This window comes from Pseudomonas sp. GQ91 (genome assembly GCF_059758795.1).
In genome coordinates, this window is the sequence record NZ_JCAXED010000003.1 from 204,877 (window position 1) to 219,204 (window position 14,328).

14 protein-coding genes are annotated in these 14,328 nt (G+C 60.4%); 10 read left to right on the forward strand and 4 right to left on the reverse strand.

The genetic code is table 11. The annotated features are described in order from the left end of the window. Nucleotides 1–18: 18 nt before the first annotated feature. On the reverse strand, nucleotides 19–489 hold the full coding sequence (locus AC6CIA_RS05745) for a YchJ family protein (RefSeq protein WP_498311035.1): 471 nt from the start codon (nucleotides 487–489) through the stop codon (nucleotides 19–21). Between the two features lie 4 nt (nucleotides 490–493). Then, complete coding sequence (locus AC6CIA_RS05750; protein WP_498311037.1) at nucleotides 494–991, reverse strand: DUF6231 family protein; 498 nt, start codon at nucleotides 989–991, stop codon at nucleotides 494–496. Between the two features lie 190 nt (nucleotides 992–1,181). Between AC6CIA_RS05750 and AC6CIA_RS05755 the strand changes: the two genes are divergently transcribed. The 3 genes from AC6CIA_RS05755 (at nucleotide 1,182) to AC6CIA_RS05765 (ending at nucleotide 3,099) form a co-directional block, all read left to right on the forward strand. Then, the gene (locus tag AC6CIA_RS05755; RefSeq protein ID WP_498311039.1) at nucleotides 1,182–1,877 is read left to right on the forward strand and encodes a PA1041 family peptidoglycan-binding anchor lipoprotein; all 696 of its coding nucleotides are present in this window, start codon (nucleotides 1,182–1,184) and stop codon (nucleotides 1,875–1,877) included. Nucleotides 1,878–2,054: 177 nt separating this feature from the next. Continuing rightward, nucleotides 2,055–2,348, forward strand: a complete 294-nt coding sequence (locus AC6CIA_RS05760) for a DUF1145 domain-containing protein (RefSeq protein WP_498311041.1) — start codon at nucleotides 2,055–2,057, stop codon at nucleotides 2,346–2,348. Beyond that, nucleotides 2,341–3,099, forward strand: coding sequence for a collagen-like protein (locus tag AC6CIA_RS05765; protein WP_498311043.1), 759 nt, complete (start codon nucleotides 2,341–2,343; stop codon nucleotides 3,097–3,099). Before AC6CIA_RS05760 ends, AC6CIA_RS05765 begins: the two co-directional genes overlap by 8 nt. Nucleotides 3,100–3,422: 323 nt before the next feature. Here AC6CIA_RS05765 and AC6CIA_RS05770 read toward each other — a convergent pair whose 3' ends face one another. Beyond that, nucleotides 3,423–3,887 carry a CopD family protein gene (locus AC6CIA_RS05770; RefSeq protein WP_498311045.1) on the reverse strand — a complete coding sequence of 155 codons (465 nt, stop codon included), beginning with the start codon at nucleotides 3,885–3,887 and terminating at the stop codon, nucleotides 3,423–3,425. Between the two features lie 100 nt (nucleotides 3,888–3,987). On the opposite strand from AC6CIA_RS05770, the gene dinG reads away from it, so the two are divergent. From dinG to pdxH, 5 genes are all read left to right on the forward strand, one after another. Further along, nucleotides 3,988–6,132 (forward strand): ATP-dependent DNA helicase DinG, encoded by a 2,145-nt coding sequence (gene dinG / locus AC6CIA_RS05775; RefSeq protein ID WP_498311047.1) that lies wholly within the window; start codon nucleotides 3,988–3,990, stop codon nucleotides 6,130–6,132. A 97-nt stretch (nucleotides 6,133–6,229) separates the two neighbouring features. Further along, nucleotides 6,230–8,584, forward strand: a complete 2,355-nt coding sequence (locus AC6CIA_RS05780) for a beta-galactosidase (RefSeq protein ID WP_498311048.1) — start codon at nucleotides 6,230–6,232, stop codon at nucleotides 8,582–8,584. Between the two features lie 102 nt (nucleotides 8,585–8,686). Then, entirely contained in the window at nucleotides 8,687–9,832 is a 1,146-nt protein-coding gene (locus tag AC6CIA_RS05785) for a serine hydrolase domain-containing protein (RefSeq protein ID WP_498311209.1), read from the forward strand. Nucleotides 9,833–9,974: 142 nt separating this feature from the next. Next, complete coding sequence (locus AC6CIA_RS05790; protein ID WP_498311049.1) at nucleotides 9,975–11,120, forward strand: OmpA family protein; 1,146 nt, start codon at nucleotides 9,975–9,977, stop codon at nucleotides 11,118–11,120. A 27-nt stretch (nucleotides 11,121–11,147) separates the two neighbouring features. Next, nucleotides 11,148–11,795, forward strand: a complete 648-nt coding sequence (gene pdxH, locus AC6CIA_RS05795; protein WP_498311050.1) for a pyridoxamine 5'-phosphate oxidase — start codon at nucleotides 11,148–11,150, stop codon at nucleotides 11,793–11,795. A 277-nt stretch (nucleotides 11,796–12,072) separates the two neighbouring features. Here pdxH and AC6CIA_RS05800 read toward each other — a convergent pair whose 3' ends face one another. After that, nucleotides 12,073–12,318 (reverse strand): hypothetical protein, encoded by a 246-nt coding sequence (locus AC6CIA_RS05800; protein WP_339529064.1) that lies wholly within the window; start codon nucleotides 12,316–12,318, stop codon nucleotides 12,073–12,075. A 157-nt stretch (nucleotides 12,319–12,475) separates the two neighbouring features. On the opposite strand from AC6CIA_RS05800, the gene AC6CIA_RS05805 reads away from it, so the two are divergent. Then, on the forward strand, nucleotides 12,476–12,940 hold the full coding sequence (locus AC6CIA_RS05805) for an outer membrane lipoprotein (RefSeq protein WP_498311051.1): 465 nt from the start codon (nucleotides 12,476–12,478) through the stop codon (nucleotides 12,938–12,940). Nucleotides 12,941–13,159: 219 nt separating this feature from the next. Continuing rightward, entirely contained in the window at nucleotides 13,160–14,254 is a 1,095-nt protein-coding gene (locus tag AC6CIA_RS05810) for a PLP-dependent cysteine synthase family protein (RefSeq protein WP_498311052.1), read from the forward strand. Nucleotides 14,255–14,328 lie beyond the last annotated feature (74 nt).

A 14,328-nucleotide genomic window follows, 5' to 3' on the forward strand; every position in this document is an offset into this window, starting at 1 on the left:
CTGTCGGGAGCGGTGCCATTACCGATAGCTGGAACAGCACTTCTTGAATTTCTGCCCGCTGCCGCACAGGCAGGCGTCGTTGCGTCCGATCTTCACCTCTACCGTAGGGTCAATGAAGTACCAGCGTCCATTGTTTTGTACGAAGGATGACTTTTCCCTGTGGCTGTGTTCGCCTTCGCTGTCATGCCAGCGGGCGATGAAGGTGACGAAGGCGTGTTCCGGTTGGCCGCCGAGCACTTCCGAACTTTCCACCTCCAGGCCCAGCCAAGTGCTTTGGGCACTCCAGGCGTGGATGGCATCGCGGTCAAGGGCGGCTTGTTGCGCCGGTAGCGTGGTGTCCACCAGATAGTCCACCAGGCCCAATACATAGGCGCTGTAGCGTGACCGCATCAAGGCCGTGGCACAGGGCGCGGGGTGACCGGCGTGATAATGGCCGCAGCAGGCATCCAGCAGGTTGCCGCTGCCGCAGGGGCATATGGATGTACTCATCGGGTTACCACCAATACTTTCCGAAGTTTTCCGGGTTGGCCCAGAAACGGGCATTCAACCAGTCCGGCACTTGTTTGTATTCAAGCAGATCATAGGTAAACAGCGTCAGTACCTGATTGTCGCGTTGAAACCGTTCGCTGGCTTGCAGCGCCAGGGAGAAGAAGTCGGTTTCTTTCCAGTCGCAGGCAACCATGTCCACCAGCACTGCAATACGGCTGGCATTCAGGTTGCGAATGCCGCCCAGCAGCGTCAGCCCCGCGGATTTTGACAGATGCTCCAGGCAATCCACCGCCAGGGCCAGGTCAAAACGTTGGGCGGCCAGTTCTTGTGACAAGGGGCCAGGCCCGGCCACGGACACGCGGGTGTCCGGATGCGCCTCGCGAAATGCATCAAGCGCCGGAAACTGACTGGCACCCAACAACAACAGGTGTTTGGGGGCGTGCAAGTCGAGCAAGGCCGCAAGGGCTTGCTGGGGCGTACGGGAAGAATTGCCGGCGGTCATTGAAGATCCTCGCATCAGAGCCGTAGAGACTAGCCTGCTTGAGCGCGCGGGCCTAGCGCCGACGACTGCATGACCTGCAGATAAAGCCGTCGCGACCAATGAATCCGGGGGGGCGCCGGCTGGCGCGGATCAAAAGAGCGGTCTTTACTCCACCCATCGGCTTGCGGCCGATCCCTTCAGGAGAAATCAGATGAGCATTATGCGGACAGCTCTACCCTTGGTTCTGCTAACCGGAGTATTGACAGGTTGCGCAGGTTTGCAAAAAACCGATTGGCCCACTTGCGCCGCCGTCGGCGGTGTGACCGGTGCCGCTCTTGGCGCGACCGAAAGCTCTGCGTGGGCCGGTAGTGGCGCGTTGTTGATTGGCGGCATGGCCGGCGCTTATTGCTGGGTGCATGGCGACGGTGACGAGGACGGTGATGGCGTGCCGGACAGTCGCGACAAGTGTCCGGGCACGCCTAAAGGTGTGCAGGTCGATGCCGATGGCTGTCCACCAACGCCTGAACCGGTCGTCGTGGACGAGGTTGTGGTGGTCAAGGAAGAGACCATCGTGATTCGCGACGTTCACTTCGAATTTGATTCCGCCAGGCTGACCGGCGCGGACAAAGCCACGCTCGACACCGTCGCCACCCGCCTGAAACAGGAAGCGCCGAGCGCCCAACTGCGGGTCAGTGGGCATACCGACAGTGTGGGCAGAGATGCCTATAACCAGCGACTCTCGGAACAACGCGCACAGTCGGTGACGGAGTACCTGGTCAGTTCCGGGGTGCCCCGCAGTAACTTTGTGTCTGTGACGGGGGCCGGCGAAACGCATCCGGTGGCCGACAATAAAACCGCCGACGGCCGAGCCTTGAATCGTCGTGTGGAAATCCAGATCAATCGCTGACGCTCCAATGCCCCTGTGTACGCCACAGGGGCATTTCTGTAGGCACCTTCCGACGATCCTCGTCGATCCGGACGTCAAATCGCGTCTTCATCAAGTTTTTTAAAGCTTCACTGGCAAAGCGCCTGCAGAACTCGTTACTGTGCGCCCAAAGAATAATGTGCAAGGGGAGCAGGCGGGATGAAGGTGTTTTGGGGGTCAGGCAAGTTTCTGACGTTGCTGTTTTGGGTTGTTGTGATGGTCAATCTGGTCAGGCCACTGATCAATCCGTTCCACCTGTTGGTCAATCTGGTCGGCAGTCTGCTGCTGCTGACCCATCTTCTGGCGTTGCTGTTATTCAACGCCAGCCTCAAGCACCGTGCACACCCTTGGCGCGACCGCCTGCAAATCCTGCTGCTGGGAATGTTCCATGTGCAGAGCCTGCCGGCCCCTGCTGCTGTTGATGATGCAAACAAGGAAGCCAATCATGCGTAAGGTATTTCTGTTGGCCCTGCTGGTCAGCCCCGTTGCACTGGCCGAGAGCGTCAGCGTCGAGACGAACTCGTTGATGCGCCTGCCCAGCAGCAGTAGCGTGTTGCAACTGGAGCGGCTGGACGTGGCGGATTACGGCACTTTGTTGATTCCGGGCAACATCACCCACGTCACTATCGATCAACTGCACCTGGGCCGTGACGCGCGGATTGCTATCGTGCCGAGTACTTCCAGCCTTCAATTGCAGGTCAGCCATGCCCAATTGGAACACGGCAGCCAGATCACCTCTCGCGGCGCGCCCGGCACGCATGAGAAACCGGCCAAGCCTGGGCGTGATCTGACCTTGCGCATCAAATCCCTGCAGGCCGAGGAACTCTCGGTCGATGCACGCGGAGGCACGGGCGCCCAAGGTTATGCGGGACTGGATGGCGCCAATGGCGAAGATCCGGGCTGCACCTGGGGCTCGGCTGGGCGCGGTGCCAATGGTGACAACGGTGGTGACGGCCTGCCAGGCGCTGCGGGGGCGGCCGTGCGGATTGAATTGCCTCAGGATTATCCGAGTGAGCAGATTAAAGTCTGGGTCGATGGTGGCGCGGGTGGTTTGCCGGGTGTCGCGGGCAAGCCGGGCAGGGGCGGGCAGTCCAAGGGATGCCTGGTGTACCGGGCTGACGGCGGCGAAAAAGGCCGGCCAGGGCTTGAAGGGCAACCGGGACCTGCGGGGGACGCGGGCTCTGTGACGGTCCAGCGGTTTTGAATTGAAGTGGGTTGGGTGCAGTTTTTACAGGCTGCTGGTTGGATCTTGGCAGCCCCTCACCCTAACCCTCTCCCACAGGGAGAGGGGACCGACCGAAGTGTGCTGAGAAAATGGGCGACCTGAAAAACCGTAGTGATTATGCATTCGAAACCGCTCTTTCAGGTCGCCGTAAACCGCCAATATCCGGCGGTCAGTCCCTTCGCCCCTCTGGGGCGGTCCGACGTTTCGGGAGGGTTAGGATGAGGGGCGGACCTCAAGCCAAGCACCAAAAGACCCTCCACCACAGCTCACAACAGCTCTTCCAGCTGATCTTACGACATGCCTCAAAACCCCGGTCGCGCCGAAGCCAAGGCCACCACCACCAGCCCCACCACCAGATTGACCCCCACCAACCGGCGAATCTGCCCCAGCACAGCCGCACCCGCCGTCCAGTCCTCGGCCGCCACCGCCGTGCGCAGTTCCGGCAGCTTCAACGCCTGAATCCGGATAAACAGCGCCGTCATCACTGCATACAACCCCATCATCACCTGCACATACCGCGGCGCGCTCTCAAAACCGTTGAACCCCAGGTGCAGCAGGCCGACACCGCTGATCGGCAAAACCAGCACCGCCACCCAAACCCACACGAAAAAACGTTGAAACACATTTACCCATAACCTGAGCCGGGCAGGGCCCTCGAGGGCCGCCACGGCAGCCGGGCGCAGGATCATCCAGGCGAAAAACATACCGCCGACCCACACCAGGGCGGCCACTACATGCAGGGTGTAAGCGAGGCTAAAGACACTCATTGAGGTACTCCGTTCTGCGCGGGATTAATTAGCGGGGTATGATAGCGGCCGATCCGAACCACTGAAAATTTATCCAGCGTTTTTTTGCGCCCGACTATCCATGATCAGCACTGAACTCAAAACCACGATCCAGGGCGCCTACACGCGTTTTCTCGAAGCCAAGAGCTTGAAACCGCGGTACGGCCAGCGCCTGATGATTGCTGAAGTCGCCAAGGTCCTCGGGGATATCGACACCGACGACGAAGGTCGGCGCAGTGGCGACCCGGCCGTTGTGGCCGTCGAAGCCGGCACCGGTACCGGCAAGACCGTGGCCTACAGCCTGGCGGCGATCCCCACCGCCAAGGCCGCTGGCAAACGCTTGGTGATTGCCACCGCCACCGTGGCCCTGCAAGAACAGATCGTCTACAAAGACCTGCCGGACCTGATGCGCAACAGCGGCTTGAGTTTCACCTTCGCCCTGGCCAAGGGCCGTGGCCGCTATATGTGCCTGTCCAAGCTCGATGTGTTATTGCAGGAAGGCCACGCGCAGACCGCCACGGCCTCTCTGTTTGAAGAAGAAGGCTTCAAGATCGAGGTCGATGAGGCCAGCCAGAAGCTGTTTACCAGCATGATCGAGAAGCTGGCCGGCAATAAATGGGATGGCGACCGCGACAGCTGGCCCAATGCCCTGGAAGATGCCGACTGGGCGCGCCTGACCACCGACCACAGCCAGTGCACGAACCGGCATTGCCCCAACTTCGGCCAATGTGCCTTCTACAAGGCGCGGGAAGGCATGGGCAAGGTCGACGTTATCGTCACCAACCACGACATGGTCCTGGCCGACCTGGCCCTGGGCGGCGGCGCGGTGCTGCCTGATCCGCGCGACACGTTGTACGTGTTTGACGAAGGTCATCACTTGCCGGACAAGGCCATCGGCCACTTTGCCCATTACACGCGGCTGCGCTCCACCGCCGACTGGCTGGAAACCACCGCCAAGAACCTCACCAAATTGCTCGCGCAGCATCCGCTGCCGGGCGATCTGGGCAAGTTGATCGAGCAGGTGCCGGAGCTGGCGCGGGAGATCAAGACCCAGCAGCAGTTCATGTTCAGCGCCTGCGAGCAGGTGGCGGATTTCAAGCCCGGCGAAGACGTCGAAGGGCGTGAGCGTCCGCGCCATCGTTTTGTGGGCGGGATGATTCCCGAGCACATGCGGGAAATGGGGATTGAACTGAAGAAAGGCTTTTCGCGCCTGACCGACGTGTTCACCCGGCTCACTGACTTGCTCAAGGAAGGCATGGACGGCGAGGTCAATATCGGTATCGCCAGCAACCAGGCCGAAGAATGGTATCCGCTGTTTGGCAGTCTGCTCTCGCGATCCCAGGGCAACTGGGAGTTGTGGACCGCCTTTACCGCCGAAGACCCGGAAGACAATCCGCCCATGGCCCGCTGGCTGACCCTGTCGGAAAGCGGTGCGCTGTTTGATATCGAGGTCAATGCCAGCCCGATCCTCGCGGCGGAGATGTTGCGTCGCAACCTGTGGAACGTCGCCTATGGTGCCCTGGTGACCTCGGCGACACTGACGGCCCTGGGGACCTTCGAGCGCTTTCGCATGCGCGCCGGTCTGCCGAAGAAAGCGGTCACCGCGGTGGTGCCGAGCCCCTTCCATCACGCTGACGCCGGCGTACTGCGGGTGCCTGACCTCAAGGCCGATCCTCGGGATGCGGCAGCCCACACCGCCGCGATCATTCGTGATCTGCCGGAGCTGGTCGAGGGATCCAAAGGTACGCTGGTGCTGTTCTCCTCGCGTAAACAGATGCAGGACGTGTTCGACGGCCTGGATCGCGACTGGCGCAAGCAGGTATTTATCCAGGGCAACCTGTCAAAACAGGAAACCCTCAACAAGCACAAGGCGCGAGTCGATGGCGGGGATTCCAGTGTGCTGTTCGGCCTCGCCAGTTTTGCCGAGGGCGTGGATTTGCCAGGTGCCTATTGCGAACACGTGGTGATCGCCAAGATCCCGTTCTCGGTGCCGGACGATCCGGTGGAAGCCGCGCTGGCCGAATGGATCGAAGCCCGGGGTGGTAACCCGTTCATGGAAATCTCGGTACCGGATGCCTCCCTGAAGCTGGTTCAGGCCTGCGGACGCTTGCTGCGCACCGAGCAGGATCGCGGGACCATCACCTTGCTCGACCGCCGTTTGGTCACCCAGCGCTACGGCAAAGCTATCCTCAATGCATTGCCGCCATTCCGGCGCGAAATATCTTGAGCCACGGTGGGCGAAATCGCCCACGTCGTGGTCTACCTCACTGTCACTGTTTCACGTCATCAGGCCATTCACCGGCCGTTGGGAGAACCTTGTTCGTATGATTCGCACGCTGCCCGCCCTTTTTGCCTTGCTGTTTGCAGCGCCCGTGCTGGCTGCACCGGCGGGTCAACAAACACTGTTCAATTTTGTTCGGCCCGCAGACGTGGTGACGGTCGCGACCCAGGATGCCGTCCTGCCGCAATACAACGCTGAACAAACCCCCGAAGGCGAAGTATTGCGCCGTATCATCTTCAATCCGACGGCGGAGCCGAGCCTGGTGCTCAGCCCGCAGAGCGGCGCCTGGGACTGGTCGCAGTCAGGCGCCATGAGCTTGCGTATCCAAAGCGCGATGGACTGGGCGCTGACCCTGTATGTCAAGATTCAGAGCAAGGATGGCAAGACCTTGGTCAGCCGCGTCGACCTGCCTGCCGGCCCTGCGCAAACCTTGCTGGTTCCCCTGCAAGCCAACTCGCCATTGAGCCAGGGCATGAAGGCCGGCCCGCCGATGCCGATCACCGTTGACGGTCAGCGGGTGTTACTGGCTGGCAGTTCCGGCGAGATCGACCGTAGCCAGGTGGTGTCTGTCACGTTGTCGATGCTCAAGCCCGACACGCCCCAGAGCATCCTCCTGGAACGCTTTGGCGTGCAGGACAGCGAGCCAGTGCTCAAGGCCGCCTACAGCGAGTTGGTGGATGCCTACGGGCAATCCACCCGGGGGCGCTGGCCGGAAAAAATCAGCGATGACGAGCAATTGAAAGCTGCGGCAGCCACTGAGCAGCAACAACTCAAGGGCTGGCTGGCCCAGCGTGACAAGACTTCCCTGGATACCTTCGGCGGCTGGACCAGGGGCCCGGCTTTCGAGGCCAGCGGTTTTTTTCGCACCGAGAAGCGTGATGGCCGCTGGTACCTGGTGACCCCGCTAGGGCATCCGTTCTACTCACTGGGCGTCAACACCGTTACCGCCAATAACAGTCAGACCTACGTCGCGGGCCGTGAATGGATGTTCGCCGCGCTGCCCAAGGCCGGCGAGCCGTTTGATAAATACTACGGCAGCGGTGATGACCGCAGCGGCAATGGTTCCGGTCAGGGGCGCAGTTTCGCCGCCGGTCGCTGGTATGACTTTTATGGCGCCAACCTGCAACGTACCCATGGCCAGCCCTGCGAGGCCAAAGCGAAGGCTGCACCGACGCCCGCGGTTCAAGCGCCGCCCTGCACGCCGCAAGGTTTCGACGCGAAGCGCTGGGTCGGTCACACCCTCGACCGTCTGCAAGCCTGGGGATTCAACACCATTGGCAACTGGAGCGCGCCGGAGTTGGCCGCGGCTGATCGCGTGCCCTACACGCTGCCGCTGTCGATTGTCGGCGATTACACCAGTATCAGCACCGGCATCGATTGGTGGGGCGGCATACCTGATCCCTTCGACCCGCGCTTTGCCATGGCTGCCGAGCGCGCCGTGGCGATCGCCACCCGAGACCATCGTGACGACCCTTGGCTGATCGGTTTTTTTGCGGATAACGAATTAGCGTGGGCCGGCCCCGGAGAGGATGCGAAATCCCGCTATGCCTTGGCCTACGGCACGTTGCTCATGACCACCGATGTGCCGGCCAAGCGCGCGTTTCTCAAACAACTGCGAGACAAGTACCGGAATCAGGCCGGCCTATCGAAAGCCTGGGGCATTGAACTGCCAGCCTGGGAATTGATGGAAGACCCAGGTTTCGTGCCGCCGATGCCGAGTCCGGAACACCCGGAAATCGAAGCGGACTTCAAACACTTCCAGAAGACTTTCGCCGATGCGTATTTCAAGACCATCTCCGACGCGCTGAAATGGCATGCGCCCAACCAGATGCTGCTGGGTGGCCGCTATGCGGTCAGCACCCCCGAAGCCGTGGCATCCTGCGCCCAGTATTGCGATGTGCTGAGTTTCAACATGTACACCCTCAAGCCCCAGGATGGTTACGACTTCGCGGCCTTGCGGGCCCTGGATAAGCCAGTCTTGATCACCGAGTTCAACTTCGGCTCGGCCGACCGGGGCCCGTTCTGGGGCGGCGTGACGCAGTTGGCCAGGGAAGAAGACCGGGGCCCGGCGTATGCGACTTTCCTCAAGCAAGCCCTGGCCGAGCCGTCGATTGTCGGCGTGCACTGGTTCCAGTACCTCGACCAACCGGTTACGGGCCGTCTGCTGGACGGTGAAAACGGTCACTTCGGCTTGGTTGGGATCACTGACGTGCCGTTCCATGGTTTTGTCGAGAGGGTGCGTAAAAGCAACCTGGCGGCGATCCGGCAACTGGGCAAGGAGGCTGAAAAGGCCAAGGTTGAGGCCCATTCAGGAGCGGCCGGCAAGCCTGGGCCCGACGGCAACGCAGCAGCACAGGACGGTGGGGCTGCGGAGGGGCACGAGAGCAAGGGTCACTGATCGCGCCGACGTGTCGATTCCCACGGCAGCGGGTTCCCAAACACTGTAATGACTGGAACAATATGCGCCACTTTACGTAAGGCTTTCGCGAGGGGGATGCAGGTGCAGATTCAGGGTCATTACGAGCTTCAATTCGAAGCAGTGCGTGAAGCCTTTGCCGCGCTGTTCGACGACCCTCAGGAGCGTGGCGCGGCGCTGTGTATCCAGATTGGCGGTGAAACGGTCGTCGATCTGTGGGCCGGTACCGCCGACAAGGACGGCACCGAGGCTTGGCACAGCGACACCATCGCTAACCTGTTTTCCTGCACCAAGACCTTCACCGCCGTGACCGCCCTGCAACTGGTGGCGGAAGGCAAGTTGAAGTTGGATGCTCCAGTCGCCGACTACTGGCCGGAGTTCGCCGCGGCAGGCAAGGAAATCATCACCCTGCGCCAGCTGCTTTGCCATCAGGCCGGGTTGCCGGCGCTACGTGAAACGTTGCCCGCCGAAGCGCTGTATGACTGGCAAGTGATGGTCGACGCGCTGGCCGCCGAAGCGCCGTGGTGGACGCCTGGCGAAGGGCATGGTTATGCCGCCATCACTTACGGTTGGCTGGTGGGGGAGTTGTTGCGCCGGGCCGACGGTCGTGGGCCGGGGGAGTCAATTGTCGCCAGGGTCGCGCGTCCATTGGGCCTGGACTTTCACGTCGGGCTGGCGGACACGGAATTCCATCGGGTCGCTCATATTGCCCGGGGTAAAGGCAATATGGGTGATGAAGCCGCACAACGTTTGCTGCAGGTAACAATGCGTGAACCCACGGCAATGACCACCCGTGCATTTACTAATCCGCCGTCTATTCTGACCAGTACTAATAAACCTGAGTGGCGACGCATGCAGCAGCCCGCGGCTAATGGTCATGGTAATGCGCGCAGTTTGGCGGGGTTTTACAGTGGTGTGTTGGACGGAAGTTTGTTGGAAGCCGAGATGCTCGAACAACTGACCCGCGAGCACAGTATCGGGCCGGATAAAACTTTATTGACGCAAACCCGTTTTGGCCTGGGTTGCATGTTGGATCAACCGCAGGTGCCCAATGCGACTTTCGGCCTTGGGCCACGTGCATTTGGGCATCCAGGGGCCGGTGGCTCGATCGGGTTTGCCGATCCGGAATATGATGTAGCGTTTGGTTTTGTGACCAATACTCTGGGGCCTTACGTACTTATGGACCCGCGCGCGCAAAAGTTGGTCGGAATATTCGCCGGTTGTCTGTAAATAGCTTGCTGTTTGGTGTTTTTTTGTTAAAAAGGCACTTGCATAAGACGCTCGGTAAAATTTTGTAACTTTAATCATCTTGAAGCGTCTGTTTAATGGGTCATCTAGACCCCCGATTTTTTTCTCATTTTGTGGATATCTCATGTTATCGAACAAGTCCTTGGCACTGGCGCTCTGTCTCACTCTTACTGGTTGTGCACAAACTCCACAAAATGATGCCGCAGGTGGCCATTGGTGGTCATTCGGCACCGACAAGACGACTGCCAAAGACGCAACACCCCAAGCAGATGCCAAGGCCGCCGACGCCAAGGCTGATCTGAAAGCCGACCTCAAGGCTGCGACGCCTGCACCCGATGCCGCGCCAGCCGTGGTCAAGACCGACACCGATAGCAAGTGGTGGTGGCCGTTCCAGACGGATACCAAGGAAGCCAACGCCAAGGCTGACTTGAAAGCAGACCTCAAGGCCGCGACGCCTGCACCTGCCGCTGCGCCGGTAGTGGCCAAGACGGACACCGATAGCAAGTGGTGGTGGCCGTTTGAAAGCAAGCCAAAATCCCTGAGCAAAGTCGACGTGTCCAACGTTTCGATGCCGGACCCGAAAGTGACCCAGGCCTGGCTGGATGATTACGAGCCACGCCTGCGCGCAGCCATCAAGGGCACCAAGCTCGAACTGGAACGTCGCGATAACGTGCTGGTGGTGATCGCCCCGGTCGATGGCTCTTACAACCCGAAACGCCCGGCGATGTTGCTGCCAGTGACGCTCGGCCCGTTCACGCGTGTCGCCAAGGCGGTTGAAAGCGATCCGAAGACCGCTGTACTGGTGCTGGGCCACGTCGATACCGCAGGCAACGCCGGCCAGAACCAGGCCCTGACCAAGGAACGAGCGCAGTCCATCGCGTCGATTTTCAGCCTCAGTGGCTTGAAGCAGGATCGTCTGATGTTGCGCGGCATGGGCGATTTGATGCCGCGTGCAGCCAACGACAGTAGCCAGGGCCGAGCCTTGAACCGTCGCATGGAGATCATGTTCACCCAGCGCACCACCATGCTGGCATTGCTCAGCCAGTACAACTCGCCAAACCCGCCGAAGGCTGAGTTGGTGGCGGTACAGGACGTGCCAGCACCGGCCGCTAAAAAAGCGGTCGCTGCAAAAAAGGCGCCTGCGAAGAAAACTGCGGCCAAACGGACGACTAAGAAAGCCGCCGCAAAACCTGCCGCGAAAAAGTCGACGGCATCCAAGACTACTGCGTCGGCGAAAAAACCAGCCTCGAAAGACCAGGCAAAAAACTGAGTCGCTGAGCGAGAAGGATAAAGCCGCATGACCCAGGCATTGGCCGATATGCGCCGTGACTACACACGGGACGGTTTAAGCGAGGCCCAGGCCCCGGATGAGCCGTTTGCCTTGTTCCAGCAATGGTTCGGCGACGCGGTAAAGACCGAGCAGCCGCCGGTGGAAGCCAATGCCATGACCCTGGCAACAGTCGACCAGGACGGACGGCCACACTGCCGGGTCCTGTTGCTCAAGGGCCTGGACGCACAAGGTTTTACCTTTTTCACCAATTATCAGAGCGCCAAGGGTGAGCAACTGGCGGCGCGGCCCTTTGCCGCCATGACCTTCTTTTGGCCGGCGCTTGAGCGTCAGGTCCGGATTGAAGGTCGGGTGGTCAAGGTCACGCCTGAAGAGTCGGATGCGTATTATCAGGTTCGCCCGCTGGGCAGCCGTCTTGGCGCCTGGGCTTCTCCGCAGAGCCGGGTGATCCGCGATCGTGAAGAATTGCAGGCGTTGCTCCAGGCGACTGAGCAACGTTTCAGTGATACCCAGCCCGACTGCCCTGACCATTGGGGCGGTTATCGCCTGTTGCCGGAGCGTATCGAGTTCTGGCAGGGCCGGGCGAGCCGTCTGCATGACCGCCTGAATTATCGCCGGCAAGGTGCCGACTGGACCCGTGAGCGATTGGCGCCCTGAGGCGCCTTTGATTCCCTACCTGATCCCCAAGCCTCTTTAGCATAGGTGTCTACACAACTTTCAGAAACTGACGAATGTCCCTGTGGCGAGCGGGCTCGTCCCGCGTTGGGCTGCGAAGCAGCCCAAAACCAGTCGCTACGGAGTCTCTGATACACCGCATTCGGCTTACTGGGACTGCTTCGCAGCCCCCCTAAGCGGGGCAAGCCCGCTCACCACAACAGCCCTATCTGCCTGGATTTAAGCGTTGAGGCAAAGTTGTGTAGATACCTATGCCTCTTTAGTCAGGGGCTTGCGGCGAATATTCCTGTGCTGCGTCCTGCAGCCAACGTGGCAAATCCCGACGTTTGACCTTCTCGACCCGAGCGCGGTCCAACTGTTGCAGCATGAAGAGGCGCTTGCGTTGATCGTCCCCGGCGAGGGATAACGCCAGGTCGCGGTCTATCCAGCGCTTGATGCGGCTATACAGCCACCAATGGAAATACAGGCCTGCCGCAGTGGTAGCTACAATGATGAAGTAATCCATGAAACTCCTTGTGGTGGCGCAGGTTCTACCGTTCGTCGAGTTTTGCCGCACAGCCCAACTGTACTGGGGCTGAATGAAAGCAATTTTCTCCGGGCCGTGCCGTGACAGGCGTCAAGCAGCGGAGTTTAATGAATACCTGTCCTATGGAGTTGATGCTATGCGTAAGTCTGTTCTGCTGGTTGCTTGCTTTACCACCATGTCGTTGCTGCTGGGTGGCTGCGCCTCCAGTCTGACCGGCGACTCTTACTCCCGTGACGAAGCGCGGCGTGTCCAGACCGTCCGCATGGGGACCATCGAATCCCTGCGCCCGGTGAAAATCGAAGGCACCAAGACCCCGATCGGCGGTGCCGCGGGTGCGGTCATTGGTGGTGTCGGCGGCAGCGCCATCGGTGGTGGCCGTGGCAGCATCGTGACGGCTGTTATCGGCGCGGTTGCCGGCGGCTTGCTGGGTTCGGCTACCGAAGAAGGCCTGACCCGTACCCAAGGCGTGGAAATCACCGTTCGCGAAGACGACGGCAGCACGCGTGCCTATGTTCAGGCTGTTGAAGAGAACGAAATCTTCCGCATCGGCGACCGTGTCCGCATCATGACGGTGGATGGGACCAGCCGCGTTACGCGTTAAGAGTTCAGCGTTGCAACAAAGAGAACCCCGACCGGGTGGCTGGTCGGGGTTTTTTATTCTCGGCTTCGGGGGCGATGCAGTCTTCCTGAGCGCCACGGGGGCTAGCGCCAACAGCTGCAGGATAGCTCGCAATTGTGCGTTTTATTGAGTCATGACTGTATCTGTGGAGGGGCCGCAAAATGTCCTAAGATCAAGCCTCAAACCTGAGAGAAGTTGATCATGAGCGACAACCGTCCGTGGGCCCGAGAGGCCATCCGTATCATTGAAGCGGACTTCCAGCGCAGTGCCGACACGCATCTGATTCCGTTGCCGTTGCCAGGCTTGCCGGGAATCGAGTTGTACTTCAAGGATGAGTCCAGCCACCCCACCGGCAGCTTGAAACATCGGCTGGCCCGATCATTATTCCTGTATGCGCTGTGCAATGGTTGGCTCAAGGCGGGAGCACCGGTCATCGAGGCCTCCAGCGGTTCAACCGCCATCTCCGAGGCTTACTTCGCGCGCTTGCTGGGCTTGCCGTTTATTGCCGTGATGCCCGCCACCACCTCTCAGGAAAAGATTGCCCAGATCGCCTTTTATGGCGGCAAGAGCCATCTGGTACAGGACCCCACGCAGATTTATGCCGAATCCGAGCGCCTGGCGCGGGAAAGTGGCGGTCACTTCATGGACCAGTTCACCTACGCCGAGCGTGCCACCGACTGGCGAGCCAACAACAACATCGCCGAGTCGATTTTCCAGCAACTGCGTTTTGAACGGTACCCGGAGCCGAGCTGGCTGATTTCCAGTCCTGGCACAGGCGGCACCACCGCGACCTTGGGTCGCTATGTGCGGTATCGCCAGCATTGCACCCAAGTGTTATGCGCCGATGCCGAGCGTTCGGTGTTTTTCGAGTATTACCAGACCGGTGACGCCAGTCTGCGCCTGGATTGTGGCTCGCGGATCGAAGGCATCGGGCGGCCACGGGTGGAAGCATCGTTCCTGCCCAAGGTGATTGATGCGATGGTCAAGGTGCCGGATGCCTTGTCGCTGGCGGCCATGCATTACCTGGCTGGGCGTCTGGGTCGGCGAGTGGGTGGATCGAGCGGTACCAACCTGATTGGTGCATTGATCGCGGCACGGCAAATGCAAACCAGGGGCGAGTCGGGCTCCATCGTGGCGATCCTGTGTGACGGCGGCGAGCGCTATGCCACGACTTATTACGATCAGGCGTGGCTGGCGGGGCAGGGGTATGAGCTGGAAGGGCTGATTGCGGTTGTCGCGGCCAGTGTCGAGCGCGGCGAGCCGTTGCCGGATACCGTGCTGCGCGCGAATGTTTGACGGTGGTGGCAAGCGGCAAGCGGCAAGCGGCAAGCTACAGCAGACTGTGCGTTTAACTTGAAGCTTGTAGCTTG

Coding starts and splice junctions, on each gene's coding strand:
- AC6CIA_RS05745 (WP_498311035.1), bottom strand. CDS start 489: ATGAGTACATCCATATGCCCCTGCGGCAGCGGCAACCTGCTGGATGCC.
- AC6CIA_RS05800 (WP_339529064.1), bottom strand. CDS start 12,318: ATGGATTACTTCATCATTGTAGCTACCACTGCGGCAGGCCTGTATTTC.
- pdxH (WP_498311050.1), top strand. CDS start 11,148: ATGACCCAGGCATTGGCCGATATGCGCCGTGACTACACACGGGACGGT.
- AC6CIA_RS05750 (WP_498311037.1), bottom strand. CDS start 991: ATGACCGCCGGCAATTCTTCCCGTACGCCCCAGCAAGCCCTTGCGGCC.
- AC6CIA_RS05760 (WP_498311041.1), top strand. CDS start 2,055: ATGAAGGTGTTTTGGGGGTCAGGCAAGTTTCTGACGTTGCTGTTTTGG.
- AC6CIA_RS05805 (WP_498311051.1), top strand. CDS start 12,476: ATGCGTAAGTCTGTTCTGCTGGTTGCTTGCTTTACCACCATGTCGTTG.
- AC6CIA_RS05755 (WP_498311039.1), top strand. CDS start 1,182: ATGAGCATTATGCGGACAGCTCTACCCTTGGTTCTGCTAACCGGAGTA.
- AC6CIA_RS05765 (WP_498311043.1), top strand. CDS start 2,341: ATGCGTAAGGTATTTCTGTTGGCCCTGCTGGTCAGCCCCGTTGCACTG.
- AC6CIA_RS05770 (WP_498311045.1), bottom strand. CDS start 3,887: ATGAGTGTCTTTAGCCTCGCTTACACCCTGCATGTAGTGGCCGCCCTG.
- dinG (WP_498311047.1), top strand. CDS start 3,988: ATGATCAGCACTGAACTCAAAACCACGATCCAGGGCGCCTACACGCGT.
- AC6CIA_RS05790 (WP_498311049.1), top strand. CDS start 9,975: ATGTTATCGAACAAGTCCTTGGCACTGGCGCTCTGTCTCACTCTTACT.
- AC6CIA_RS05810 (WP_498311052.1), top strand. CDS start 13,160: ATGAGCGACAACCGTCCGTGGGCCCGAGAGGCCATCCGTATCATTGAA.
- AC6CIA_RS05780 (WP_498311048.1), top strand. CDS start 6,230: ATGATTCGCACGCTGCCCGCCCTTTTTGCCTTGCTGTTTGCAGCGCCC.